The organism is Lacibacter luteus, assembly GCF_004118265.1.
GTDB lineage: Bacteria > Bacteroidota > Bacteroidia > Chitinophagales > Chitinophagaceae > Lacibacter > Lacibacter luteus.
Map to the genome: position 1 here is coordinate 271,247 of NZ_SDHW01000006.1, position 25,901 is coordinate 297,147.

Consider the following 25,901-nt stretch of genomic DNA (forward strand, 5'->3'; position numbering starts at 1 on the left):
TTCAGATTGAAGAAAATTAACAACAGATCAACACTTCGGTTAACGGATACACAGCAATACCGCCGCCGCAACAGCAGCAGTCTCTGTTCGTAATCTTGTTTCGCCAAATATTACCGGTTGGAAACCGCTTTCAATTGCAGCTTCAATTTCGGCAGGAGTAAAATCGCCTTCGGGTCCAATGAGAATGACAGAATTTGAAAATTCGTTAATTTGAAAATTTGAAAATGGGCTCCTCTCTCTGTCATCACAATGAGCAATCAGCTTCAACGCATTTTCAAATTGCATCATTTTCAAATTTTCAAATTTCACCGGCTCATGCAAAACAGGCAACCATGTTTGCTGGCTCTGCAACATTGCACTAACCAATATTCCTTTCATACGATCGTAACGGAAATGCTGGCGCTCGGTGCGCTCGCAGAGCAAGGGAATAATTTCAGTGATCCCGATCTCAGTTGCTTTTTCTAAAAACCATTCGAAGCGACTTGCATTCTTTACCAGCGAAACAGCTATGGATGTTTTGCGTGCAGCTTGCGGTGTAAAGCTTGTGGTTTGAATTTTTACTACACAATGCTTTTTATGTGCATCGCTTATTTGCGCTGTAAACAAATTGCCTTTCCCGTCGGTTAAATTCAATTGCTCTCCTGCCTGCATACGCAATACCTGTACCACATGCTTCGAAGTTTCTTCGTTAAGCGTTATAACTGAAGCTGCAGTATCAACATCATTCAAATAAAAAAACGGTAAAGCCATAATGTAAAGTAAACAAAACTACAAGAGAGAATAGTTTACACAAAAAAATGTAAGTACTTAAGCAGCTGTCTTACGTCTTCGATGTCCTGACAGCAAAAAAAATCCCGCCGTTAAGGCGGGATCATATCGAATAATTTTAAAATCATACATCCGAAATCAGAAATTTAAAACGGCGTTTCCTCATCGAAGTTCATATCATTCATTTTACTTCCTTTCTGTACAAACACTTTCGGGCCATCATCTTCAGCAACAGGTTTCCAGTTACCACCACCCGGCAGCATACCTGGTCCGCCCGGTAATGGCGCATTGTAACCAGCACCGCCGCCAGGCATTCCACCTGCATCACCAAAATCATCTTCAATAAATTTCTGAATATGCAGCAAGCCTCTCAGCTTAATTGTTTCGAGCGAACCATTCCTGTGCTTGGCAATACGTACGTGTGTTTCACCACGGTTGCTTTCACCAAACTCATTCGATGTAATATCGTAGTATTCAGGACGATAAAGGAACAACACCATATCCGCATCCTGTTCAATGGCACCCGATTCACGAAGATCACTCAACTGTGGCATCTTGTTACCATCTTTACGTTTCTCCACATCACGACTCAACTGCGAAAGTGCAATGATGGGAATATGTAATTCTTTCGCCAGCTGTTTTAAACCACGTGAAATGGTACTGATTTCCTGTTCACGATTGGTGTTTTTATTTCCTGCACCACTCATCAACTGCAGATAATCGATGATGAGCAGGCCTACGCCATGTTTGTTTACAAGACGACGGGCTTTTGCACGCAATTCAAAAATATTTAATGCCGCACTGTCATCAATATAAATAGGCGCTTTTGCCAAACGTTCGATCCCTTTTTTATACAACTGCTGTACCTCATGATCTTCCAGTTTACCACGTGAAATTTTTTCGAGCATAATTTCACTCTCGGCCGAAAGAATACGCTGCACCAACTGTGCAGCACTCATTTCAAGAGAGAAGAAAGCAACCGGCGTTGGTTTGCTTGCATTTAATGCTGCATTACGTACAAGGTTTAGGGCAAATGCTGTTTTACCCACAGCAGGGCGGGCAGCAAGAATAACCAGATCGGATGGCTGCCAACCGTAAATAACTTTATCCATCGATGGAAAGCCGCTTGGCACACCGGTAATATCTTCCTGCTTGTTACGCATGTCTTCGATACGCTGGATGGTCTTCACCAGAATATCCTCCATCGATTCGAAGTTCTTACGCATGTAGTTATTGGTGATCTCGAATAACTTACTTTCTGCATCATCCAACAAATCAAAAATATCAGCAGCATCTTCGTATGCCTCTGCAATGGTTTCGTTGCTGATGGTAATTAATTTGCGCTGAATAAACTTTTCGAGAACGATACGGGAGTGGGCTTCAACGTTAGCAGTTGAAACAACAGAGTTGGTAAGCTTGGCAACAAAGTAAGCGCCGCCTATCATTTCCAATTCACCATTTATTTTAAGCTGTTCAACAACCGTTAAAATATCAATCGGTGTCGATTTGCTTTGCAGTTCCTGCATTGACTTAAAAATGCTCTGGTGTGCCGATACGTAAAAACATTCGGGCTTGAGAATTTCGCTTACAATATCGAAAGCACTTTTCTCCAGCATAATGGCACCAAGCACCGCCTCCTCCAGCTCTCTTGCCTGAGGTTGCACTTTACTGTAGTTACCGGTAAGCTGATCTACCGTAGTACGTTTTTTCTTAGAACGGTCTGTATTTAAATTCGGAATAGCCATAGTTCACAAAGAATACTACAATGTTATTTTGGGATTTGCTCTGTAAGCGTTTGCTCAATCGTTACCTCATGTTAAGCAATTGTTACCGGAACAAGGGCGACGAATGTAAATGACAAACCATTACCAGCAAAAACAAATCCATAGTATAATTTCTTCAACTCCAATTCACATTAAATCCGGGGTTATCCACCATTTTTTTTAAGTGATGCACATAAAACACCCGGCTTATCCTCAATTTAATTTATTTTTTCGCTCGAACCCAGCGCATTTCCACACAGGCTGTGCAGAAAGATTTTAAACCGTTTCTTTTGTTGTATGGCACAGATTACAATATGGACTTTTGCCCCGAAACCTGCTTTTTTGCTACCGGTTTTAGCCAATTAAAACTACTGTAGGGCTCAAGCAGTCAATCAATTATCTTTGCAGCTTTCTGAATAAAAGTTCTCTTAGCATGACGATCAGTTATAAGTGGTTGCACGAATATTTACCCGTTTCTGTTGAACCGGAGCGTTTGAGCCGTATTCTTACATCAATTGGCCTTGAAGTGGAAAGTATGGAGGCTTACGAAGAAGTAAAAGGTGGTTTACAAGGGTTGGTTATTGGCGAAGTGCTTACCTGCGAAAAACATCCCGATGCCGATAAACTATCGCTTACTACTGTAAATATTGGTGCAGCAGAGCCTTTGCAAATTGTATGTGGTGCACCAAATGTAGCTGCCGGACAGAAAGTTGTAGTTGCAACAGTTGGCACAACTATTTATCCTGCAGGCGGCGAACCATTAACCATGAAAAAAGCCAAAATACGTGGTGTGGAAAGCCATGGTATGATTTGCGCTGAAGATGAAATTGGTTTAGGTAACAGCCATGCAGGTATTATGATTTTACCGGCTAACGTAACTGTTGGTTCACTTGCTGCAGATTACTTTAAACCTTATACCGACTGGATCATTGAAATTGGTTTAACACCAAACCATATGGATGCAATGAGTCATATGGGTGTTGCCCGTGATGTAATTGCATACCTCAACTTTCACGATAAGAAAAACTATGTGCTGAAATCGCCTTTCAGCAATGGTTTCAAAACCGACAGCAAAGCTTTGCCAATCACTGTTAAAGTTGAAAACGAAGAAGCTTGTCAGCGTTATGCAGGTGTAAGCATTGCAAATGTTACAGTAAAAGAAAGCCCCGATTGGCTGAAGCAACGTTTAAAAGCTATCGGTGTACGACCGATCAATAATATCGTTGACATTACGAACTATATTCTTCACGAAACCGGTCAGCCTTTACATGCATTTGATGCAGATGCTATCACCGGTGCAGAAGTAATTGTAAAGAATTTACCCGAAGGAACAGCCTTTACTACACTTGATGAAAAAGAGCGGAAGTTGAATGCAGAAGACCTGATGATCTGTAATAAAGAAGAAGCAATGTGTATTGCAGGTGTGTTTGGTGGTATGAAAAGCGGCGTAAAAGAAACTACTAAGAATATCTTTTTAGAAAGCGCCTGGTTTAATCCTGTTACAACACGTAAAACATCGTTCCGTCATAACCTGCGTACCGATGCAGCTACACGTTTTGAAAAAGGAGTTGACATCAGCAATACAGTGAATGTATTGAAGCGTGCAGCTCTACTTATAAAAGAATTGGGTGGCGGTGAAATTGCAAGTGATGTGGTGGATGTATATCCAAAGCCAAACGAGAAAACACAAATTGCTCTCAAGTTTCATTACCTGAAAAAGATCAGCGGTAAAAATTATCATCCCGACACGGTAAAGAAGATCTTCGAATCGTTGGGTTTTGAACTGGTAAAAGAATCTATTGATGAGATCTGGGTTGCAGCACCATTCAGCAAACCCGATATGGAATTACCTGCCGATCTTGCAGAAGAAGTAATGCGAATTGATGGATTGGATAATGTTGAAATTCCTACCAGCATTACCATCTCTCCTTCTACCGAAGCAGACCACACCGGTTTTGCATACAAAGAAAAGATCAGTAATAACCTTGCCGGACAGGGTTTCAACGAAATTTTCACTAACTCCATTGCCAACAGTGCATGGTATAGTGATGATGTATTGGCCACAACGGTAAAAATGCTCAACAATCTTAGTGCAGAGCTCAACGTAATGCGTCCTTCAATGCTGGAAACAGGATTGCAATGCATTTCGTTTAACCTTAACCGTAAAAACAACAGTCTTCGTTTGTTCGAGTTTGGTAAAACATACAAAACAACCGAAACAGGTAAATATTTCGAAACAGATCATTTAGCTATTTATACAACAGGCAGCACTGAGGCTTCGTGGAAACAAAAAGCATCGGCTACCGATGTATATTTTTTGAAGGCAGTTGTTAGTGGCATTTTACAACAGGCCGGTTTATCTGCCGAAACAGAAATTGCAGAAGCAGAAAAAGGTTTCAGCGGAGTGATCACTTACAAAACGCAAAAACAGGTAATTGCTAAAATTGGCATTGTTGATGCTACGCAATTAAAGCAGTTCGACATTAAACAACCTGTTTACTTTGCCGATATCAACTGGAATAGTTTAACTCAGCTGGCTGCAAAAGCCAAGCTGGTTTATAAAGAAATTCCACGTTTCCCGGCTGTTGAACGTGATCTTGCTATTGTAATTGAAAAGAACATCAGCTATGCGGAAGTTGAAAAGGCAATTAAGAATACAAAAGTGAGTCGTTTAAAAGAAGTATCGCTCTTCGATGTTTTTGAAAGTGAAAAAATTGGTGCGAATAAAAAATCAATGGCACTCAATTTTGTATTCCAGGACGATGAAAAAACATTGGTAGATAAAGAAACAGAGAAGATGATGAGTACGCTTATCCAGGCATTGGAAAAGCAGTTTTCAGCCGAGATAAGAAAATAAGGTTCATTAAACGTTAACGGTGGCAGCTATCGATCAACACATACAATCACTGCAGCAGAAAATGCAATTGCTGGTAAAAAAATACCAGCATCTGGAAAAGGAGAATAAAAAGCTCCGGGAAGAACTGCTGCAGTTAAAAGAAAAGCATGGCGACCGTAAACAGGAAATGGAAGTGCTGGAAATGCAGAACGCAATATTAAAAGCATCGCAGCAACAACTGGACGATAAAGAAAAAAAGGAACTGGAAAAAAAGCTGAATGGATTTATAAAAGAGATCGATCGTTGTATCGCCTTATTAACGGAGTAATTACACCCGTTTAATAATCTTCAGTTTCATTTCATCTTCACCCTGCTTTAATTCGATAGTGTAAACGCCATAAGGCAGATCGTTGAGGCCGCTCCATATAAGCGAACAATGTGATGATGCTTCCGATTCGAGATGACGGCATACAGCGCCTTTTTCATCTTTCAACACCGCTTTTATTGCTTTCCGGTCCGGCGATGAAAGTTCCAACGTAAGTGTATCGAGAAACACTTGTGGTTTAACTTTTGCGAACATTTTGTAATCTTGGTTTGAAGTAGTTTGTAAGCAGGGGTTCTTCGCAAGGTGTGCAACAAAGAGATAAGGGAACTTTTTTACGAGTTTCGAATATATAAAAACTTAGTCATATTTTGGTATGATGGAATCATTAATTCCTATAAATATTGTTATTGGCGATCGTAGTTACCGTATCAAAGTAAGCAGCGAACACGAAGAGCATGTACGGCGAACGGTGAAAACCATCAATGAAAAAATCGTTGAATACAAAACCAGCTTTGCCGGAAAAGACATGCAGGACTATGTAGCGATGGTACTTATTTGGTATGCTACAGAAGTTACAGCCACATCCGGAAACAGTTTATCTGCTAACAACGACACTGCTACCGAAGAGGCTTTAAAAAAACTCGAAGTCCAAATAGATCAACTGCTGCAATCGTAAGCCATATTCCCCACTCGTGATGTATTACATCTGTGTGCTTGCTTTTTTTCTGTATTTTCGCCACTATTGTCCCGCTATGTATATGTATAAAGCCATAGAATGGAACGATTTGCAGAAAGAAAACAAACCCCACAACAACAATGGAACTCATTTATGTTATAATTGGAATTGTAGCACTCGTAATAGGAGTGGTAGCCGGAAAATTCATCTTTGCTAAAAACACACAAAAACAGGTAGAGGAAGCTGAAGCACAGGCACAATCGATGATCAAAGAAGCCGGCATCAGGGCAGAAACCATCCGGAAAGAAAAAGAACTCGAGGCTAAAGAAAAGTTTGTTCAACTAAAGGCCGACCACGATCGTGATGTAATGGAACGTAACCGCAAGATCAGCGAAAGTGAGAATCGTGCCCGCCAGAAGGAACAATCGATCAACCAAAAAGAAAGCAATCTCGACAAACAAATCAAAGAAAACGAGGCGATCAAAGAAAACCTCAATCGCCAGATCGAAGTGGTTAACCTGAAACGTACCGAACTGGAGAAACACCAGGAAGAGCACATCCGCCGATTGGAGAAAATTGCCGGTCTGAGCGCTGAAGAAGCAAAAAACCAGCTGGTTGAAAGCCTGAAACAGGAAGCACAAACCCGTGCATTGGTATTGCAACAGGAAATTATTGAAGATGCCAAGCAGAAAGCAGGTAAGGAAGCCCGTAAGATCGTTATCCAAACCATTCAACGTACTGCGGCTGAACAAACAATTGAAAATACAGTAACCGTTTTCAACCTTGAAAGCGATGAAATAAAAGGTCAGATTATTGGTCGTGAAGGCCGTAATATCCGTGCTATTGAAGCAGCTACAGGTGTTGACCTTATTGTTGATGATACGCCGGAAGCGATTCTTCTTTCATCATTCGACCCGCTTCGTCGTGAAGTAGCCCGTTTGAGTTTACAACGTTTGGTGGCCGATGGCCGTATTCACCCTGCCCGCATTGAGGAAGTGGTGGAAAAAACCCGTAAACAACTGGAAGAACAAGTGATGGAGATTGGTGAGCGTACTGTAATCGAGCTCGGTATTCATGGTATGCATAAAGAGCTGATCAGGATGGTTGGTCGTATGCGTTTCCGTTCTTCTTATGGTCAGAACCTGTTAATGCATAGCCGTGAAACAGCGAACCTTTGCGCAATCATGGCTTCAGAGCTTGGACTGAATCCAAAACTGGCAAAACGTGCCGGTCTTTTACACGATATTGGTAAAGTGCCCGATGAAGAAACAGAACTGAGCCACGCATTACTTGGTGCGAAACTGGCTGAGAAATATGGTGAAAACCCTGCTGTAGTGAACGCCATCGGCGCTCACCACGATGAAATGGAAATGCAGTATGTTATTTCACCAATTGTACAGGCTTGCGATGCCATTAGCGGTGCAAGACCAGGTGCCCGTCGTGAAATTATGCAGCAATACCTGCAGCGAATCAAAGATCTGGAAAGCCTTGCTATGGGTTATCCCGGTGTTGAAAAAGCATATGCTATTCAGGCGGGTCGTGAATTACGTGTAATTGTAGAAGCTGAAAAGGTTACCGATGCAGAATCGGATAAACTCAGCTTTGAAATGGCACAGAAGATCCAAACCGAAATGGTGTATCCGGGTCAGATCAAAGTAACCGTAATTAGAGAAAAAAGAGCTGTAAACGTGGCGAGATAGGGTTGAAAGTAATCGGTAATTAGGGATTGGGAAGAATGATTCAACTTTTTTTCCAAATTCCTGCAAACAAATTACCAATTACTGTAAAAACCCCCTACCTTTGCCGTCCTAAAAATTAAGAGTTATGAACGCCGCTGTTGCATTTGTACATGAGCAATTAACTGCAGGAAAACAACATCCCAACTTTAAAGCTGGTGATAATGTTACTGTTAACTATAAAATCGTTGAGGGTGGTAAAGAGCGTATCCAGGGGTTCCGTGGCGATGTAATCAAGCGTCAGGGTCAGGGTGCAACTGCATCATTTACAGTTCGTAAGATCTCTGATGGTGTTGGTGTTGAACGTACTTTCCCTGTAAACTCTCCTAACGTTGAGTCTATTGAACTTAATAAAGTTGGTAAAGTAAGCCGTGCTAAACTCTTCTACCTCCGTGAAAGAAGCGGTAAGAGCGCACGTATTAAGGAAAAGCGCATGAAATAATCCAAAAGATTATCACAATACTAAAAGGGGGAAAGAAATCTTTCCCCCTTTTATATGAATATACCCCGGTTTTGCGTTATATTTACAGACCTGAGCGTTAAGCTCCCCTCTTGATCCCATACCTTTTGAAAGAATCGTAACTCTATTTATTAACTAAATCAGTTGTTCCGGTCATGAAAAAGGTATTAGTAGCTCTTGCAGTTGTAGCTTTCTTTTTAACGTCATGTAACAGGGGTATTTCTCCGTATCAGGCAGCCAATGGCAAAGCAGGCAAATGTGGCAGAAATTATATTCGCTAATTTGTCTTTCTTATAAAAATTTTGAAACCTTCCCTCCGGAAGGTTTTTTTATCAAATTGTTTCAAAGCAGGAGTTATAAATAACTGTAACTTTGTGTTCCTTTAAATTTTTGATCATGAATTTTCAACCCATATTACTTGGCGTTCTCGGCACTCAGGAAATCATCATTATTGCCATTATTATTTTGCTCCTTTTCGGAGGCCGCAAAATTCCTGAACTGATGAAAGGATTGGGTAAAGGTATCCGTGAGTTTAACGACGCTAAGAATACTGTACGCAAAGAAATCGAGGAAAGTTCAACTGAAACTCCTCAGAACAAACAGTAATCATTACCTGTTTTTATTTGATTTTTTCACTTCAACTTTTTTGAAGCGACTTCCCTTTTGTATCCTTTCGCATCCATAAAAGCATACCAGCAACAACTTTTTGCAGGATCAACATCCTGTAAAGAGGCTGTTGAATTCTACCTGCAACAAATAGAACAACAGCAACAGTTGAATGCATTGGTGGCTGTGTTTCCTCAGGAGGCAAAGCAACAAGCTGAGTTACTTGATGCAAAAAGAAAAGCAGGATCGGCAACAGGTAAACTGCATGGTGTTGTTTTAACCGTGAAGGATGTTATTGCCTGGGAACAGCATCCACTTTCTGCTTCATCGAATATTCTCAAAGGCTTTCATTCTATTTACAACTCTACTGCCGTTCAAAAATTATTAGCCGAGGATGCCATCATTATCGGCATTAATAATTGTGATGAATTTGCAATGGGCAGCAGTAACGAAAACTCAGCCTTTGGTCCCGTTCGTAATAAGATTGATGAAAGCAGGGTACCAGGCGGCTCGTCTGGCGGATCGGCTGTAGCTGTACAGGCACATCTTTGCATGGTGAGCTTAGGAAGCGACACAGGTGGCTCTGTTCGCCAACCTGCAGACTTCTGCAATATTGTTGGTGTTAAACCAACCTATGGCAGAGTTAGCCGTCATGGGTTGATTGCTTACGGTTCCAGCTTCGATCAGATCGGTATTCTTGCAAACAATGTTGAAGATGCAGCGTTGGTGCTTGCTGTTATTGCAGGAGCAGATGATTATGATGCTACCGTTTCTACATTGCCCGTTCCCTCCTATTCTGAGGAATTGCTTAGTTCATCAAACAAACCTGTAATCGGCTATTTCAAACAAACTCTGCAACACGAAGGTTTGGATGAAGAGATCCGTTCATCGCATTTTGCTTTTATTGAACAGCTGAAACAGGATGGTTATGAAGTAAAGGAACTTGAGTTTGACCTTATTGACTATATCGTCCCGACCTATTATGTGCTTACTACTGCAGAGGCAAGCAGTAACCTTTCCCGTTTTGACGGTGTGCGTTATGGTTACCAGGCAACACCGGTAAAAGAAGAATTAACAGAATTTTACTCGGCCAACCGTTCCGAAGGATTTGGTAAAGAAGTGCAACGTCGTATTATGCTGGGCACTTTTGTACTGAGTGCCGGCTATTATGATGCGTATTATACAAAGGCACAACAGGTACGCCGTAAGCTATATGAACAAACTAAACTGGTTTTCAGTGAAGTAGATGTTTTGTTGATGCCTGTTTCTCCTTCTACCGCTTTTAAAATTGGTGAAAAGAACAGCAACCCTGTTGAAATGTATCTTGCTGATATTTATACGGTTTTTGCCAACCTTGTAGGCATTCCGGGTTTATCCATTCCGCTTTTCCAGCACAGCAATGGATTACCTTTTGGTTTACAGATGATGACAAAGCACTTCGATGAAGTATCTTTGCTCCGCCTTGCTCATACGTTTATGCAAACGTACAAAGCAGGGTAAGTTGTTACCAATGCAGAAATCAATCATTACACTTTCATTTATTCTTCTTGCGTTCTGTTCATTTGCACAGACTACCATTCCTAATGGAACTGCAGTTGATACAAGTATTGAATCTAAACAAGGTAATATAGAGAAATACGGATTCAAGTCGTTGTTTGTAAATAAAGATTTTAATGGCACTACAGCTTACGATGCTCAGATCCATCCACAGGCATGGGGCTTTATACAGGACTATCTCGACAGGTACGGTAAAAACCTGCAGAAGATGAAGAGCTGGGGCATCCCCTATTTCACGCTTATTGATAATGTACTTACACAATACGGTTTACCACACGAATTAAAATATTTAGCGGTTATTGAAAGTGGATTGAATACAAATGCAACAAGCTGGGTTGGTGCACGTGGCCCCTGGCAGTTTATGCCCTACACCGCAAAAGAATATGGATTGCAGGTAAACGGATGGATTGATGAACGAACAGATTATTTCCGCAGCACCCATGCCGCAGCAAAATATCTTACTACGCTTTATAATGATCTTAATGATTGGTTATTGGTAATTGCAGCTTACAACGGCGGACCGGGAAGAGTGTACAGCGCCATTAAAAAAAGCGGTAGTCGTGATTTCTGGAAACTGCAATATCATTTGCCCGAAGAAAGCCGTAACCATGTAAAGAAATTTATTGCCACGCATTACATCATGGAAGGTAAGGGAGGTGTTACTACTGTTGTAAATGATGGCAAGCAACCACAGGTTGCTGAATTTGCACCTGAGAAAACCGATCCGAATATTGAAGTGCAGGTAATTGCAGGTAAGTTCAGTTCGGTGGTGATGGCAAAAAACCTGATGGTTGATCTGTTATACTTCAATCAGCTGAATCCCAATTTTGATGCGGTATTAGCCGGCAACAATACCTTCAGTCTTCGTTTACCGAAAGAAAAGATGCAGGTCTTTAATGCCACCCGTTATACCATACTCAGTGAAAGTGTGCAGCTGCTCATGCGCTTTTACGGCGAAGACGGTATGAAAGATATTTATCCGAAAATTTCTGAATTGCCGGAAGTGAAGAAAAAGCCTGTGCCTAAGAAGAAGGGCTAACTTAACACCTTCCTTATCGCATCTGCCTTCAGCAAACATTCATCATACTCCTGTTCTGCATTGCTGTAAAACGTAATACCGCTGCCCACTATATAAGAAAGATAGTTTGTTACTGCATTATAAAAAATACTCCTGATCACTACATTAAAATCAAAATCACCCGTGGGAGCAATATATCCAACTGCACCGGAAAATAATCCACGACGTGTTTGTTCGTACAGTTCAATCAGCTGCATTACTTTTCGCTTGGGTGCACCAGTCATGCTGCCCATGGGGAATGTTGCACGGAGAATATCGGTGAAGCTGAGCGCTTCGTTTACTTGTCCACTGATAGTTGAGATCATTTGATACAGCTGCGGAAACGAATAGATGCCAAACAACTCATCTACCTGTACAGTACCTTCTTTGCAAACACGGCTGAGATCGTTCCGCACAAGATCCACAACCATTACATTTTCACTACGGTCTTTTGCGCTTTTGTACAACTGCTGTTTCAACAGATCATCTGCAACAGCATCGGCATTGTTGCGTTTAATGGTTCCTTTAATTGGTTGTGATATAAGTCTGCTTCCTTCCTTACGTAAAAAACGTTCAGGACTTGCACAAAGCAGATAGCTGTTGCTTACTTTATAAAAAGCAGAAAAAGGATTGGGTGAAATAGTTGTCAGTGCCTTATAACATTGCAAGGGATCAAGTACTGCATTTTCTGCAAAAAACTCCATGCAGTAATTAAGCTCGTAACAATCGCCACGCAAAATATGTTTGCGAATGGTTTCAATGGTATCAACATACACTTCTTTGCTGATGCGTTCTTTTATTTGCAGGGGTTGTTTTGTTTGCGTTGAAGACAGTTGCTCTGCTTTGATTTCATGAAAAATCAAATCCTGATCGTTGTTAACAGAACCGATCTTTAATTCTGTTTCCGATAACTGAAAAACATATTCCGGTACAAAAAAACACAGATCGCTAAACCCTGTTTTGTTTTCGTGTAAGGATGGTAAGCTTTCAATCTCCGTTTTCAGATCGTAACCCAGATGCCCGAAACGCCATTCGCCTTCGTGTTGCAGTAACCATTGTTGTAATTGTTCCAATGCAGTGCCTGCATTGAGCTGCAGCACCGAAATTTCACCACAGCCAACCAGGCATTCGTAACTGTTGCCGGGCAAACGGTAATGATGGTTATCTAAAAAAGAACAAATGTTGAACCGGTTGTTACACCAGCTCAACATTTGTTGTTTTAGTACAGAGAAATCTGTTATTAAATAAGTGCGGAAGTTATGCTTCACATGCAGATTTAAAAATCATCATCATCGTCATCAAAATCATCGCCACCACCCATCATATCAAACTCTTTAAAATCTTCGTCCATTTTAAAGTCGTCCTCATCTTCACCTTTCTTCTTTCCTGCACCACCGCTTTTGCCTTTTGATTTAGGCATATCAAACTCTTCAAAATCGGGATCGTAATCATCGTCTTCCGATTTGTTCCAGTCATCATCTTCCTCTTCTGCATCATCGTCATCATCATCATCATCACTTGCTTTCGATTTTGATGCTGTTGCTTTAGCGCCCTTTTTTGCAACGGGCTCATCATCTTCTAATTCAAAATCATCTTCGTCTTCATCTTCTTCATGATTCTTTTTTGGCTTGCTGTCAGCCTTGCCAGTGCTCTCCGCCTTTGGAGATGATTTGTCCGCAGATTTCTTTATTGACTTTGCCATTTTATTATTGGATTGTGCTGTAAAATTTCAACGGGTTTTTGAATTAGCCAAACTTTTTTACAGTTTTTTTTAATCACTTTTTTTCTTATCAGCCGGTAATGATCTGATCACGACCCGGACCATTTGAAACATATTTCACTTCTACACCAAGATAGTTATTAATGAATGCTAAATATTCATTCATCTGCTCAGGAAAATCGGCCCATGTTTTACATTCCGTAATTGGTTTGCTCCATCCACTGAATGCTTTGTAAACAGGTTCAATTTTTACTTTGCTTATTTCGAAAGGAATCTGTTTGGTTTCTTTTCCGTTAACATTGTATGCTGTACATACTTCCAGTTCGCTGAAGCTATCCAGTACATCGGCTTTCGTCATCACAATCTGCGTAATGCCGTTTACCATACATGCAAATTTCAATGCTACCAGATCAATCCAGCCGCAACGGCGTGGACGACCGGTTGTTGCACCAAACTCATTTCCGATTTTACGCAACTCTTCACCGGTAGCATCAAACAATTCGGTAGGAAAAGGTCCGCTGCCCACACGTGTACAATAGGCTTTTGTAATACCAATGATCTCACGGATCTTGTTTGGCGCAACGCCTAAACCCGTACTAACACCGGCAGAAATTGTATTGGAAGAAGTAACAAACGGGAATGTACCGAAATCAACATCAAGCATGCTACCCTGCGCACCTTCTGCCAATACTTTTTTGCCTTCATCAATTTTTTCGTTGATGAAATATTCACCGTTTACAATGTTGAGTGTTTTCAAAAACGCAACGGCTTCGAAAAATTCTTTTTCCCACTCGCTGATGTCTTCTGTAAAGTTGTAATTGCCGAGCAGCTGCAAATGCTTTGCCTTCAGCTTTTCGTAGAGCTTATTAAATTCCGGATCGAGCAGATCGCCAACACGCAATGCATTACGACCTGTTTTATCCATATAAGCAGGACCAATGCCTTTTAACGTAGAGCCGATCTTTTCATCGCCTTTTGCGAGTTCCGCAGCTTTATCTAAAGCACGGTGTGTAGGAACGATAATATTTGTACGTTCTGCAATAAATAAATTTTCACGCACATCTACCCCCATTGCTGCTACTTTCTCACATTCCTTTTTTAAAGTTACCGGATCGAGTACAACCCCGTTACCGATAAGGTTTACAATGCCTTTGTGAAAAATACCGCTGGGTATCTGGTGCAATACAACCTTGGTACCATTTACATACAAAGTATGTCCGGCATTGGGGCCGCCCTGGAAACGTGCAATCACATCATAATTAGGAGCAAAAAAATCAACGATTTTTCCTTTTCCTTCGTCGCCCCACTGGAGGCCGAGAATTACATCAACCATAAAAAAGTTTGAGTGGATTATTTTGAAGCCGCAAAAATAAGAGAATACAAAGGGCAAGCCGCAAAAAAATACGAGTGGGGAAAAGAAAATTATTGCTCTGTATCGTAACGCTCTACTTTCTGAATGCCCGTTAGTTTATAAAGTCTTGATACAAGGTCGTCCAGCTCGTCTTTATCGTGTACAAATATTTTGATATTGCCCTGGAACACACCTTCTTTAGCCTCAATGGTAATAGCACTGATGTTGAGCCGCATTTCGCCACTGATAAGATTGGTGATTTTGCTTACAACCCCTACATCATCTACACCAATAATCTTAACACCTGTAAGGAAAGAGATTTCTTTATTCTTTGCCCACTTGGTTTTTACCACACGGTGGCCAAAGTTGGCCAGCAATCTTGATGCATTGGGGCAGCTGGTACGGTGAATGATTAAACCTTTACCTGTAGATACAAAGCCAAACACATCGTCGCCGGGTATAGGCTTACAACAGTTCGCTAATGTGTACACAATTCTGTCGCTGCTTTCACCAAAAATGATCAGCTCCGAATCTTTATGCGATGGTTTGTTCGGATCGTACTCCGGCTTAGGTTCCATTACCGGCTTAACCGGTTTCGGCAGCTCAAATTTATCGCCAACAAGATGCAGTTCTTTCAGCTCCTTAAGATCAATGCCCTTTGTGGCTATTTTAAAAAACAGTTCGAGATGCGATGGCTGTTTGTAAAACACAGTAAGTGTATCAACATTCTGTACATCGTAACTGGCGCCTAATTGCTCCAGCTTACGTTGCAGCACATATTTTCCTTCGTCTGCTACCTTCCGCTTTTCCTCTTTAAGTGCATCTTTGATCTTATTGCGGGCTTTGGCGGTAACAACAAAATTCAACCAGTCTTCACTCGGCTTTTGTTTGCTGCTGGTAATAATTTCTATCTGGTCGCCACTGCGTAATTTATGCGCAATAGGTACCAGTTTGTGATTCACTTTGGCACCAATACAACGGCTGCCCACATCGCTGTGCACACTAAATGCAAAGTCGAGTGCAGTTGCGCCAACCGGCAACATTTTTACATCGCCCTTGGGCGTGTACACATAAATTTCTTCGGCAAGGAACGAACTCTTGAAGTCCTGCAGAAAATCGATGGAGCTGCTGTCTTGCGTGTTCAGCGCTTCACGAATATTATGGAACCATTTATCAAAACGGTCTTCATCGCCTGTGCCCTCTTTGTATTTCCAGTGCGCTGCCAAACCTTTCTCCGCAATTTCATTCATACGCTTGGTGCGTATCTGCACTTCCACCCATTTGCCCTGTGGCCCCATCACTGTTGTGTGCAATGCTTCATAACCATTGCTTTTCGGATTACTCAACCAGTCACGCAAACGTTCGGGACTGGGTGTGTACATATCTGTAACAATAGAGTATGCTTTCCAGCAATCTTCTTTTTCTTTTTCGGGAGGAGAATCGATGATGATACGGATCGCAAAAAGATCGTACACTTCTTCGAAGCTTACTCCTTTCTTTTTTATTTTATTGGAGATGGAATGGATCGATTTCGGACGGCCATGTACATCGTAGCTGGAAAAACCTGCCCTGTCTAATTTTTCTTTAATGGGTTTGATGAACTCATTAATATATCGGCTGCGTTCCCGTTTGGTTTCGGCAAGCTTTCGTGCAATTTCTTTGTAGGTGTCCGGCTCCAGGTACTTCATGGAAAGATCTTCCATCTCCGTCTTGATATTATATAAACCAAGACGATGCGCCAGCGGCGCATACACATACACCGTTTCACTGGAGATCTTCAATTGTTTTTCACGCTTCATGCTGTCGAGCGTACGCATGTTGTGCAAACGGTCGGCCAGTTTAATGAGGATCACACGGGGATCATCAGTAAGCGTTAATAATATCTTCTTGAAATTTTCGGCCTGCTGGGTGGAGTTGGCATCAACAACAGTTGAGATTTTTGTAAGTCCATCGATAATACGGGCAATTTCATTCCCAAACTCACGGGCTACATCTTCCAATGTAATATCAGTATCCTCAACTGTATCGTGTAAAAGTGCACAAATGGTTGAACGCACACCAAGACCAATTTCTTCCACACAAATCTGTGCTACTGCCAGCGGGTGCAGAATATAAGGTTCGCCGCTTTTACGGCGCATTGTTTTGTGTGCATCGGCTGCCATTTCAAAGGCAGTACGCACCAATTCCTTATCGCCTTTTTTCAGTTTCGTTTTTAACGAACGTAATAAACTACGGTAGTGGCGAAGGATTTCCTTCTTTTCCTGTTCGGGTGTGAGGGTGTAAGCCGGTATGTTGGTAATTGTTTCCAGTAAGGGCAAATTTATGAAAAAGCTGTTTCCTAAAGTGTATGAATAACTGAAACCCCCTACCTTTGCAACCCATTAAAAAAAGAGCCAAGGTACAAGGCGTAAGTTCCGGTTAATGCAATAGTACTGGATTTTCGAATTTGAATATTGGTTTTTTCGCTCTTCCGGATGTGGTGAAATTGGTAGACACGTCAGACTTAGGATCTGATGCCGTGAGGTGTGGGGGTTCGAGTCCCTCCATCCGGACAAAACAACTACAGTTTAAGGTTGAAAGTTAAATGTTTCAACGTTCGACCGCCAACCTTAAACTTTAAACATTCAAACATTCAACGTTTTTATGGCAACAGTAACTAGAGAAAACATTGGTTTGTTAAACGACAAACTCACTGTAAAAATCACAAAGGAAGAATACTTTCCTGCGTTTGAAAAAACATTGAAAACCTACAGCAAGCAAGCGAACATTCCCGGTTTCCGTAAGGGTATGGTGCCTGCAGGTATGGTAAAGAAAATGTACGGCCCCGGCATTTTTAACGAAGAAGTAATTCGTAACATTGAAAAAGGATTGAACGATTACCTCGTAAACGAAAAGCTGGAAATTTTTGCTCAGCCTCTTCCTCTTGCAAATACAGAGTTTAAACCAAATATGGATCAACCGGCTGATTACAGCTTTGATTTTGAAATTGGTTTAAAACCCGGCTTTGAAATTGATCTCGCCAAAGTAAAAGCTCCTTTCTATAAAGTGAAGGCTACAGCTGAAATGGTGAACGACGAAATTGAGCGTTTGCAGAATCGTTTTGGTAAAATGACAGAGCCCGAAACTGTAAACAGCGATGACAATGTACTTAACCTTACGTTTGAAGAAAGCGATGCACAAGGTACAGTTGTTGAAGGCGGCATTAAAAAAGATAATTCTTTACTGGTTAAATATTTTACATCTGCTTACCGTACACAGTTGCAGGGTAAAAAGAAAGATGATACCATCGTTATTACTTTGGCTGATGCGTTTGAAGAAAAAGAACGCAACTGGGTAGTTAGCGATTTAGGTTTGAAAGATGCTGCTGAAGCAGAAGGTAAATTCTTTAAACTCACAATTACCAAAGTTGGTTTAATTGAAAAACGTGAGCTGAACGAAGAGTTCTTTAAAGAAGCATTACCAGGCAAAGACATTACAACCGAAGCAGATTTCCGTGCTGCAATTGAAGCCGATATTCAGTTATACTGGGATCGTCAAAGCAGCAACCAGATCCAGCACCACCTGTATCATGTAATGCTGGATGATACAAAAATGGAATTACCTGAAGGTTTCCTGAAAAAATGGCTGGCTACTTCCGGCGAAAAGCCAAAAACAACTGATGAAGTTGAAGCTGAATTTCCAACTTTCAACAATCAGTTGCGTTGGACTTTGATCACCGATAAAATCATCACTGAAAATAAACTGGATGTAACCCAGGAAGAATTGAAAGAAAGCATGCGCCAGCAGGTGTTAAGCTACTTTGGCAGCATGAGCCTTGGCGATGGTAACCTCGAATGGTTAGATCAGTACGTTGATGGTTTGTTGAAAGATGAACAACAGGTAGATCAAACTTACCGTCGTCTTGTTACAGAAAAAGTGTTTGTATGGGCAGAAGGCCAGGTGAAAAAAGATGAGAAAGAAATAAGCTCAGAAGAGTTTATTAAGATGAATGAAGAACACCAACATCACCACCATTAGGATTTTTGATTTGCGATTTTAGATTGCAGATTTATTATAAACCCCGCTGAATAAACAACAGCGGGGTTTTCGTTTAAGCAAGCCTACAAAATCTAAAATCGCCAATCTGCAATAAACCCAGTCATAATAACCGAACTACTACCAACCATAAACCTTAAACCATAAACCTCCAACCATCTCTTCTGCCTTAATGTCCTGCTTTTATGCCTTGCATGGTATTTGAAAACAATTTATTCCAAACGTTTCCCTTAACTTCAAACCGGAAAATAAATGACTATGGATTTCAATAAAGAATTTGAAAAATACGCCGTTAAACACCGTGGTATCTCCGGCGCCACATTGCATAATTATCAGAACGCTTTCACCCCTACCAATCTTACACCATACATTATCGAAGAACGTCCGCTGAACGTAGCAAGCATGGATGTGTTCTCTCGCCTCATGATGGATCGTATTATTTTCATGGGAGAACCAATCAATGATTATGTAGCGAACATTGTTACTGCACAGTTACTGTTTTTGGAAAGTACCGATCGTACACGTGACATTCAGATGTATATCAACAGCCCGGGCGGTAGTATTTATGCCGGTCTTGGTATTTACGATACCATGCAATACATCACTCCCGATGTAAGCACAATTACTATTGGTATTGCTGCAAGTATGGGTGCGGTGTTAATGTGCGCAGGTACACATGGTAAGCGTACAGCATTAAAGCATTCACGCATTATGCTACACCAGCCTTATGGTGGTGCAGGTGGGCAAGCTACCGATATTCAGATCATGGTGAACGAAGTGAAGAAGCTGAAAGACGAACTGTACCAGATCATTTCTTATCACAGTGGTCAAACATTCGATAAAGTAAAAGAAGACAGCGACCGTGATTTCTGGATGACCGCTTCTGAAGCAAAAGAATATGGTCTTGTAGATGAAGTACTGGTAATGAATCCACGAAAATCAAAAGAAAGCTAAACCCTAAAACAACGATCAATCATGAATCATTATAATTTAAAATTTCCTGTTCGTTTCGAAGACGAAGATGACGAACCAAAAGAAAATCCGTTAGAACAGTTTTCGGCTGCAGCTTTCGGACCTTACAATAAAAAGTTTTTAGAGCAACGTAAAATATTTTTCTGGGGTGTTGTACACGATAATTCTGCAAAAGAGATCGTAAACAAATTGCTGTACTTAGATGCAGTAAAACCCGGCGAAGAAATTAAACTCTACATCAACAGTCCCGGTGGTGTAGTAACAAGTGGTATGGTTATCTACGATACCATGAAATTGATCAATTCGCCTGTTAGTACCATTTGTATGGGTATGGCTGCATCAATGGGTTCAATACTGCTCAGCGGAGGTACAAAAGGTAAACGCTTTATTTTCCCAAGTGGTGAGGTAATGATCCACCAGCCAAGTATTGGCGGTGCACAGGGTACCAGTGCCGATCTTGAAATTATTGCTACCCAAATTGCCAAAACAAAAGAAATGGGCGCTAAGATCCTTGCAGAAAATTGTGGTAAAACAGTAGAACAAGTGTTGAAGGATTTCGACCGAGACTACTGGATGGATGCCCAGGAAGCAGTAAAGTATGGCATTGTGGATGGCATTCTCGACAAGCTGTAAAAATCAGAACAAGCTATTTACAGGGATGGGGCTTTGTAGTGCTCCATCCCTTTTTTATCATTCTACTACCTTAATTAAAAACCATTATTATCTTTGAGTTGGTTTTGTATAATCAAACCAACCTGAAAACCCATTACAGATGGCGAAAAACAACATGTTGCATTGTTCATTTTGTGGCAGAAGCAGAGACGAAGTAAAGATCCTTATTGCAGGACAGGAAGGTCATATCTGTGAGAATTGCGTAGAACATGCACAGGAAATTATTGCACAGGAATTACTGCTGCGTAATGAAGCAACCACTTCTAACTTTAAACTCAACGTTAAAAAGCCAATTGAAATTAAGCGCTTTTTAGATGAGTATATTATTGGCCAGGATGAAGCAAAGAAAGTGCTGGCTGTTGCAGTTTACAATCACTACAAACGTTTAAAACAAAAAACCGAAAGCGAAATTGAAATTGAGAAGAGCAATATTGTAATGGTTGGCGAAACAGGTACAGGTAAAACCCTGTTGGCTAAAACCATTGCCAAACTACTCAATGTTCCGTTTGCTATTGTTGATGCTACTGTATTTACAGAAGCCGGTTATGTAGGTGAAGATGTGGAAAGTATTCTCACCCGTTTGCTACAGGTTTGTAATTACGATGTAGCTGCTGCAGAAAAAGGCATTGTGTATATTGATGAGATCGATAAAATTGCACGTAAAGGTGATAACCCTTCTATTACCCGTGATGTAAGTGGTGAAGGTGTACAACAAGGTATGCTGAAGCTACTGGAAGGAACTGAGGTATTAGTTCCTCCACAAGGCGGCCGTAAACATCCCGAGCAAAAACTCATTAAGATCAACACACAGAATATCCTCTTCATTTGCGGTGGCGCATTTGATGGTATTGATAAAGTGATTGCACGCCGTGTAAACACCAACGCCATTGGCTTTAATGTAAACAAAGAAGAACAGGAGCACATGAAGAAAAACCTGTTGCAGTATGTAAATGCACAGGATCTGAAAACATTTGGGTTGATACCGGAGTTACTTGGACGTTTACCGATTGTTACCTACCTCAATCCTTTAGATGTAGAAACACTCCGTGAAATTTTAGTAACGCCAAAGAATGCACTTGTAAAACAGTATCAGAAGTTATTTGAACTGGAAGGCATTGAGCTCATTATTGATAATGATGTGTACGATTTTATGGTTGCCAAAGCAATGGAATACAAACTCGGCGCAAGGGGCTTACGCAGCATTTGCGAAAGTATTTTAACCGATGCTATGTTTGATTTACCGGGCAGCGAAGAAAAACAATTCCATCTTACGCTCGACTATGCAATGCACAAGTTTGATAAGAGCAAACTGGGTATGCTGAAAGTTGCATAAGCCGAAGTACGATTTACGAAGTAAGAAATACGAATGTTAACGATAGTTAAACCTGTTGAGTAATCTCAACAGGTTTTTTATTTGAAGAAAGATAGAGTCCCTGATAACACGGATAAAAACTAATAAGCAGAGATATAAAATCCGCATCTATTCGCCAAAATCTGTTTTATCCGTGATTCTATCCAACTTTAAACTTCTACCTTTCCATTTTAAACTTTTTATTCATGCAGGATCTCATCAACCGTTTAATGGAAAAAGGGTTAACAGAGCAACAGGCTTATGCAGCAATTGATGTAATCAGAAATTTTGCCAAAGAGAAGTTTCCCATTTTCGGCGGAGCTATTGATAAGCTCTTTGATAAGTACGGACCAAAAGACGAGGATGATTTTCTCGATTAAATAAAAAAGCCGTTCCCGAAGGAACGGCCCGGCTTTCTCATGCTATCGATCGCCTATTTAAGCTGTTCACGTGCAATAACTATTTTTTGTATTTCACTGGTACCTTCGCCAATGGTACAGAGTTTACTGTCACGATAATATTTTTCTACCGGAAAATCTTTGGTATAACCATAGCCACCAAAAATCTGCACCGCATCGTTACTTACTTTCACTGCAACTTCACTGGCAAAATATTTCGCCATCGCCCCAGCTTCAGTTACTTTTTCGCCACGGTTTTTTAAATCAGCAGCTTTAAAAATCAGTAATTCAGCAGCAGCAATTTCAGTAGCCATATCGGCCAGTTTAAAGGAAATGCCCTGGAAGTTGGCAATCGGCTGATCGAACTGATAACGCTCCTGCGAATACTTTAATGCCGCTTCATATGCTCCTTTTGCAATACCCAATGCCAATGCTGCAATAGAAATACGTCCACCATCCAATATTTTCAACGCCTGTCTGAAACCATCACCTACTTCACCAATTCTGTTGGTATCAGGAATACGACAGTTATCAAAGATCATTTCAGAAGTTTCGCTTGCACGCATACCCAGCTTATTTTCTTTTTTACCTGCTTTAAAACCGGGAGTTCCACGCTCAACAATAAAAGCTGTAGAGTTACCACTCGCTCTTGGTTCGCCGGTACGTGCAATAACGACTGCCAGCTCTGCACTTATGCCATGTGTGATCCAGCATTTTGTTCCATTCAATATCCATTCGTCGCCTTCCTTTACAGCAGTCGTTTTCATATTTGCTGCATCGCTGCCAGTATTGGGTTCAGTTAAACCCCAGGCCCCGATCCACTCTCCACTCGCAAGCTTTGGTAAATATTTCTTCTTCTGGTCTTCATTTGCACAATAGAGCATATGCCCCGTACAAAGTGAATTATGCGCTGCAAGGCTCAATCCAACAGATCCGCAAACTTTTGCAGTTTCTACAATAGCCGCTACATATTCGTAATAACCAAAACCACTGCCGCCATATTGCTCCGGCACAAAAATGCCCATTAAGCCAAGTTTACCCATTTCGTGAAATACATGTTTGGGGAAATGTTGACTTTCATCCCACTCCATTACATGTGGCTGAATATGCTTTTGTGCAAAATCCTTCGCTACCTGGGCTACCTGCTGTGTTATTTCGTTTTGTGTAAAATTCATCGTCGAAAAGTTTTAATCAGAGACGGCCTTAAAATAAGTTGAGCCATGAACTGACCCTCAAACCAGCACCATGACTCAACTGTTTTACATAATAGCAATCAATCGAAACGGCAGAACAAATATAGGCATTCCACTAACACATGTTAGCGGAAGTGGAAAAATAATTTTCTCCCTTTATTCTGCCGATAAATATGGGCTGATCTTTTGGTACAGCTTATCGTCTATGGCGCCGATTTTCTGTAAATCGGAAACTGAACTGAAATTGCCGTGTTCCTTACGGTACTGTACAATAGCGCTTGCTACGCTGAAACCGATATAGGGATGTGCTTTTAATTCCTCAACCGTACTGTAGTTGATGCTTATTTTGCGAACCTTGGCAGAATTATTTTTGAGTTGCGGTTTAATTTGCTGAAATACACTATCGGGCAATCCGTATGTTTCGGCAACCTGTTCAACAGAAATAAAACCGCCGAGTTTGTTGCGGAAGTTGACAATACGCTTTGCATAGCCCGAACCAATACCCCGAAGTTGTTTCCAATCAGCTGTGTCGGAACTATTGATTTCCACTACTGCTTTTGAAAATTCTTTCCGCTCTGTTGTTGATGAGTTTGCAGCAGTTGAATTATCGAAAACATTTTCAGGCTTGCCTGTTGTTTCAAGTGTAACAAATGGAATTAAGCGCTCCACATCATCAGGCCGTAGGCCATAAATCTTTTTCAGATCTTCAGGCTTATAAAACCTGCCGCCTTTACTCCTGTATTTAAGAATTGTAGCAATTGTTTTTTCTCGTACACCAAGCCGTTTCCATTCTTCGGCTGTTGCCTTGTTGGGATCGAAGAAAAATAACTCAGCATTGTTTTTTTGCCTGCGGTATTTTTCAAACTGCGATTCTTTGGGTTGATACAGCCCGGCATCTGCATTTGATTTATCGGCCGGTATTGTTTGTAAAGCAGCAAGTTTATGTTGAACGGCAGTATCAATAGTAAGTTCAATTTCATCTTTAACAAGAAAAGGAAACAGAGAAGGCAATAATGAAAATAAAAGAGCAGCCGCTGCTAGCAACAATGTTGCATTGCGTTCTTTTTTTGTAAAGCTGAAATATTCTTTTATCCAGTGAGGGCGGGAAAACTGCATACTTTAAAATTAGCAGTTGACCTTTTTAAATGAAATACTTCAAAACGGGTAGAAATAAGATGCTATAACGTTAATGTAAGTCCGTCGTAAGCTAAATGAATCCCATCGGGCAATGCACCTTCAATAATATCGTGCAAACCTAACTGATGACTGATATGTGTGAAATATGCCTCAGGTACTTCGAGTTCCTGAACCAATGCAACTGCTTCATCGAGGTTATAATGGGAAATGTGTTTTTCTTTACGCAGTGCATTGACCACCATTATTTTGCTGCCCCTGACCTTTTCTTTTTCAGCAGGCTCCATAAAATTGGCATCGGTAATGTAGGTGAACGATCCGAACCGAAAACCAAGCACCGGCATTTTCATATGCCAAACCAGTATCGGTTCAACCAGCAATTCATTCACCATAAATGGCTGATCGGTGATGGTGTTGAGATTGACCTCCGGTACACCGGGATAGCGTGTATCGGAAAAAGCATAATAGAAATCTCTGCGTAATGCTTCTTCTGTAAGATAATTGCAATACACTTCCATAGGCTTTCGGGTGATGTAGTTAAAAGCACGCACATCATCGAGCCCGGCAATATGATCTTTGTGCGGATGTGTAAAAATGATAGCATCTATTTTTTTTACACCCAGCCGAAGCATCTGGTAACGAAAGTCGGGGGTTGTATCAACAACAATCGTTGTATCAGCAGTTTCAATCATAATACTGCTGCGGAGCCGGTTATCTTTTTTGTTGGATGATGTGCAAACTTCGCAATCGCAACCGATCATAGGAACACCACTGCTGGTGCCGGTACCAAGAAAAGTGATCTTAATGGGAGGATAGCTCACAGAGTAAAATTAATGAATGATGTGAATCAGTGATGAATTATGAGTGATGAGTGTAAAAGAAATCAACTACCTCGTCATGCCGCTCATTACTCATCAATCAATCACTCATTGGTTGCTTTTGCCGCAGCCAGCGCCATCACTTCTTCGTACAATTTTTGCGATTCGCCGGTTAATGCATCGAAGCTGATGTTGATTAAGGGAATTAATTCGAGCAGGGTATTTACCCGGCTTTCCAGCATCAGAAATTTATTAAGCACAACTACCTTCTTTTGTTCAAGGATACAATAGCCACTTTGGAAAGTGCCCCGTTCGTAACGAACAATGTAGCCGCTTTCACCCAAAATTGCCTCTAACTTATTCAGTGTTGTTTGATTCAGTTTCATACTCTTTCCATTCCCTAAAGGGGATCACAGGATACTGCAAATTTACCGTTACTGCCTCTTTTTACCTGTTTCGATAAGGAGGACTTT

The 25,901-nt window shown here is 41.1% G+C and carries 24 protein-coding genes and 1 tRNA gene; 14 read left to right on the top strand and 11 right to left on the bottom strand.

From position 1 onward, the window contains the following. Positions 1–39: 39 nt before the first annotated feature. Together ESA94_RS17860 and dnaB are read right to left on the bottom strand one after the other, a co-directional pair. Entirely contained in the window at positions 40–750 is a 711-nt protein-coding gene (locus ESA94_RS17860) for an RsmE family RNA methyltransferase (protein ID WP_129132305.1), read from the bottom strand. Between the two features lie 164 nt (positions 751–914). Beyond that, positions 915–2,513 (bottom strand): replicative DNA helicase, encoded by a 1,599-nt coding sequence (gene dnaB, locus ESA94_RS17865; RefSeq protein WP_129132306.1) that lies wholly within the window; start codon positions 2,511–2,513, stop codon positions 915–917. Between the two features lie 451 nt (positions 2,514–2,964). Between dnaB and pheT the strand changes: the two genes are divergently transcribed. Next, positions 2,965–5,388, top strand: a complete 2,424-nt coding sequence (gene pheT, locus ESA94_RS17870) for a phenylalanine--tRNA ligase subunit beta (RefSeq protein ID WP_129132307.1) — start codon at positions 2,965–2,967, stop codon at positions 5,386–5,388. Positions 5,389–5,407: 19 nt separating this feature from the next. Beyond that, entirely contained in the window at positions 5,408–5,695 is a 288-nt protein-coding gene (locus tag ESA94_RS17875) for a hypothetical protein (RefSeq protein ID WP_129132308.1), read from the top strand. On the opposite strand, the gene ESA94_RS17880 is transcribed toward ESA94_RS17875, so the two are convergent. After that, positions 5,696–5,947: a hypothetical protein gene (locus ESA94_RS17880; RefSeq protein ID WP_129132309.1), complete on the bottom strand. Its 252-nt coding sequence runs from the start codon at positions 5,945–5,947 to the stop codon at positions 5,696–5,698. Between the two features lie 118 nt (positions 5,948–6,065). On the opposite strand from ESA94_RS17880, the gene ESA94_RS17885 reads away from it, so the two are divergent. The 6 genes from ESA94_RS17885 to ESA94_RS17910 all read left to right on the top strand — a co-directional run bounded on the left by ESA94_RS17885 (position 6,066) and on the right by ESA94_RS17910 (position 11,766). Beyond that, positions 6,066–6,368, top strand: a complete 303-nt coding sequence (locus tag ESA94_RS17885) for a cell division protein ZapA (protein ID WP_240671087.1) — start codon at positions 6,066–6,068, stop codon at positions 6,366–6,368. Between the two features lie 140 nt (positions 6,369–6,508). Continuing rightward, positions 6,509–8,068 carry a ribonuclease Y gene (gene rny / locus ESA94_RS17890; RefSeq protein WP_129132310.1) on the top strand — a complete coding sequence of 520 codons (1,560 nt, stop codon included), beginning with the start codon at positions 6,509–6,511 and terminating at the stop codon, positions 8,066–8,068. 124 nt (positions 8,069–8,192) lie between these two features. After that, positions 8,193–8,546, top strand: a complete 354-nt coding sequence (gene rplS / locus ESA94_RS17895; protein WP_129132311.1) for a 50S ribosomal protein L19 — start codon at positions 8,193–8,195, stop codon at positions 8,544–8,546. Positions 8,547–8,960: 414 nt separating this feature from the next. Next, a complete protein-coding gene (locus ESA94_RS17900; RefSeq protein WP_129132312.1) occupies positions 8,961–9,170 on the top strand; it encodes a Sec-independent protein translocase subunit TatA/TatB in 210 nt (69 codons plus the stop codon). A gap of 57 nt (positions 9,171–9,227) precedes the next feature. After that, on the top strand, positions 9,228–10,670 hold the full coding sequence (gatA, locus tag ESA94_RS17905) for an Asp-tRNA(Asn)/Glu-tRNA(Gln) amidotransferase subunit GatA (protein WP_129132313.1): 1,443 nt from the start codon (positions 9,228–9,230) through the stop codon (positions 10,668–10,670). A gap of 10 nt (positions 10,671–10,680) precedes the next feature. Beyond that, positions 10,681–11,766 (top strand): lytic transglycosylase domain-containing protein, encoded by a 1,086-nt coding sequence (locus ESA94_RS17910; protein ID WP_205756008.1) that lies wholly within the window; start codon positions 10,681–10,683, stop codon positions 11,764–11,766. Here ESA94_RS17910 and ESA94_RS17915 read toward each other — a convergent pair. The 4 genes from ESA94_RS17915 to ESA94_RS17930 all read right to left on the bottom strand — a co-directional run bounded on the left by ESA94_RS17915 (position 11,763) and on the right by ESA94_RS17930 (position 17,173). Continuing rightward, positions 11,763–13,052, bottom strand: coding sequence for an anthranilate synthase component I family protein (locus ESA94_RS17915; RefSeq protein ID WP_129132315.1), 1,290 nt, complete (start codon positions 13,050–13,052; stop codon positions 11,763–11,765). The two genes, ESA94_RS17910 and ESA94_RS17915, sit on opposite strands and share 4 nt — an antisense overlap. Positions 13,053–13,060: 8 nt before the next feature. Further along, positions 13,061–13,486 carry a hypothetical protein gene (locus tag ESA94_RS21620; RefSeq protein WP_205756009.1) on the bottom strand — a complete coding sequence of 142 codons (426 nt, stop codon included), beginning with the start codon at positions 13,484–13,486 and terminating at the stop codon, positions 13,061–13,063. An 88-nt stretch (positions 13,487–13,574) separates the two neighbouring features. Continuing rightward, positions 13,575–14,837, bottom strand: a complete 1,263-nt coding sequence (locus tag ESA94_RS17925) for an adenylosuccinate synthase (RefSeq protein WP_129132316.1) — start codon at positions 14,835–14,837, stop codon at positions 13,575–13,577. 89 nt (positions 14,838–14,926) lie between these two features. Next, complete coding sequence (locus tag ESA94_RS17930; RefSeq protein ID WP_240671088.1) at positions 14,927–17,173, bottom strand: RelA/SpoT family protein; 2,247 nt, start codon at positions 17,171–17,173, stop codon at positions 14,927–14,929. A gap of 152 nt (positions 17,174–17,325) precedes the next feature. Between ESA94_RS17930 and ESA94_RS17935 the strand changes: the two genes are divergently transcribed. The 6 genes from ESA94_RS17935 to ESA94_RS21505 all read left to right on the top strand — a co-directional run bounded on the left by ESA94_RS17935 (position 17,326) and on the right by ESA94_RS21505 (position 22,265). Continuing rightward, positions 17,326–17,407 (top strand) — tRNA-Leu (locus tag ESA94_RS17935). Between the two features lie 91 nt (positions 17,408–17,498). Then, positions 17,499–18,872, top strand: a complete 1,374-nt coding sequence (gene tig, locus ESA94_RS17940; RefSeq protein ID WP_129132317.1) for a trigger factor — start codon at positions 17,499–17,501, stop codon at positions 18,870–18,872. Between the two features lie 276 nt (positions 18,873–19,148). Beyond that, positions 19,149–19,844: a ClpP family protease gene (locus ESA94_RS17945; RefSeq protein WP_129132318.1), complete on the top strand. Its 696-nt coding sequence runs from the start codon at positions 19,149–19,151 to the stop codon at positions 19,842–19,844. A 21-nt stretch (positions 19,845–19,865) separates the two neighbouring features. After that, positions 19,866–20,495 (top strand): ClpP family protease, encoded by a 630-nt coding sequence (locus ESA94_RS17950; RefSeq protein ID WP_129132319.1) that lies wholly within the window; start codon positions 19,866–19,868, stop codon positions 20,493–20,495. A 139-nt stretch (positions 20,496–20,634) separates the two neighbouring features. Next, complete coding sequence (gene clpX / locus ESA94_RS17955) at positions 20,635–21,867, top strand: ATP-dependent Clp protease ATP-binding subunit ClpX (protein ID WP_129132320.1); 1,233 nt, start codon at positions 20,635–20,637, stop codon at positions 21,865–21,867. Between the two features lie 224 nt (positions 21,868–22,091). Beyond that, on the top strand, positions 22,092–22,265 hold the full coding sequence (locus ESA94_RS21505; protein ID WP_164972785.1) for a hypothetical protein: 174 nt from the start codon (positions 22,092–22,094) through the stop codon (positions 22,263–22,265). Positions 22,266–22,318: 53 nt separating this feature from the next. Here ESA94_RS21505 and ESA94_RS17960 read toward each other — a convergent pair whose 3' ends face one another. From ESA94_RS17960 to ESA94_RS17975, 4 genes are all read right to left on the bottom strand, one after another. Then, positions 22,319–23,458: an acyl-CoA dehydrogenase family protein gene (locus tag ESA94_RS17960; RefSeq protein ID WP_129132321.1), complete on the bottom strand. Its 1,140-nt coding sequence runs from the start codon at positions 23,456–23,458 to the stop codon at positions 22,319–22,321. Positions 23,459–23,632: 174 nt separating this feature from the next. Further along, positions 23,633–24,592, bottom strand: coding sequence for a ComEA family DNA-binding protein (locus ESA94_RS17965; RefSeq protein WP_129132322.1), 960 nt, complete (start codon positions 24,590–24,592; stop codon positions 23,633–23,635). Positions 24,593–24,654: 62 nt separating this feature from the next. Beyond that, a complete protein-coding gene (locus ESA94_RS17970) occupies positions 24,655–25,431 on the bottom strand; it encodes an MBL fold metallo-hydrolase (protein ID WP_129132323.1) in 777 nt (258 codons plus the stop codon). A gap of 101 nt (positions 25,432–25,532) precedes the next feature. After that, on the bottom strand, positions 25,533–25,814 hold the full coding sequence (locus ESA94_RS17975; RefSeq protein ID WP_129132324.1) for a hypothetical protein: 282 nt from the start codon (positions 25,812–25,814) through the stop codon (positions 25,533–25,535). Positions 25,815–25,901: the final 87 nt, after the last annotated feature.

Bases quoted from the DNA above. Each gene is read 5' to 3' on its own strand.
- dnaB (WP_129132306.1), bottom strand. From the start codon at position 2,513: ATGGCTATTCCGAATTTAAATACAGACCGTTCTAAGAAAAAACGTACT.
- pheT (WP_129132307.1), top strand. From the start codon at position 2,965: ATGACGATCAGTTATAAGTGGTTGCACGAATATTTACCCGTTTCTGTT.
- ESA94_RS17945 (WP_129132318.1), top strand. From the start codon at position 19,149: ATGGATTTCAATAAAGAATTTGAAAAATACGCCGTTAAACACCGTGGT.
- tig (WP_129132317.1), top strand. From the start codon at position 17,499: ATGGCAACAGTAACTAGAGAAAACATTGGTTTGTTAAACGACAAACTC.
- rplS (WP_129132311.1), top strand. From the start codon at position 8,193: ATGAACGCCGCTGTTGCATTTGTACATGAGCAATTAACTGCAGGAAAA.
- rny (WP_129132310.1), top strand. From the start codon at position 6,509: ATGGAACTCATTTATGTTATAATTGGAATTGTAGCACTCGTAATAGGA.
- ESA94_RS17860 (WP_129132305.1), bottom strand. From the start codon at position 750: ATGGCTTTACCGTTTTTTTATTTGAATGATGTTGATACTGCAGCTTCA.
- ESA94_RS17880 (WP_129132309.1), bottom strand. From the start codon at position 5,947: ATGTTCGCAAAAGTTAAACCACAAGTGTTTCTCGATACACTTACGTTG.
- ESA94_RS17975 (WP_129132324.1), bottom strand. From the start codon at position 25,814: ATGAAACTGAATCAAACAACACTGAATAAGTTAGAGGCAATTTTGGGT.
- ESA94_RS17965 (WP_129132322.1), bottom strand. From the start codon at position 24,592: ATGCAGTTTTCCCGCCCTCACTGGATAAAAGAATATTTCAGCTTTACA.
- ESA94_RS17910 (WP_205756008.1), top strand. From the start codon at position 10,681: ATGCAGAAATCAATCATTACACTTTCATTTATTCTTCTTGCGTTCTGT.
- clpX (WP_129132320.1), top strand. From the start codon at position 20,635: ATGGCGAAAAACAACATGTTGCATTGTTCATTTTGTGGCAGAAGCAGA.
- ESA94_RS17950 (WP_129132319.1), top strand. From the start codon at position 19,866: ATGAATCATTATAATTTAAAATTTCCTGTTCGTTTCGAAGACGAAGAT.
- ESA94_RS21505 (WP_164972785.1), top strand. From the start codon at position 22,092: ATGCAGGATCTCATCAACCGTTTAATGGAAAAAGGGTTAACAGAGCAA.
- ESA94_RS17885 (WP_240671087.1), top strand. From the start codon at position 6,066: ATGATGGAATCATTAATTCCTATAAATATTGTTATTGGCGATCGTAGT.
- ESA94_RS21620 (WP_205756009.1), bottom strand. From the start codon at position 13,486: ATGGCAAAGTCAATAAAGAAATCTGCGGACAAATCATCTCCAAAGGCG.
- ESA94_RS17900 (WP_129132312.1), top strand. From the start codon at position 8,961: ATGAATTTTCAACCCATATTACTTGGCGTTCTCGGCACTCAGGAAATC.
- ESA94_RS17960 (WP_129132321.1), bottom strand. From the start codon at position 23,458: ATGAATTTTACACAAAACGAAATAACACAGCAGGTAGCCCAGGTAGCG.
- ESA94_RS17925 (WP_129132316.1), bottom strand. From the start codon at position 14,837: ATGGTTGATGTAATTCTCGGCCTCCAGTGGGGCGACGAAGGAAAAGGA.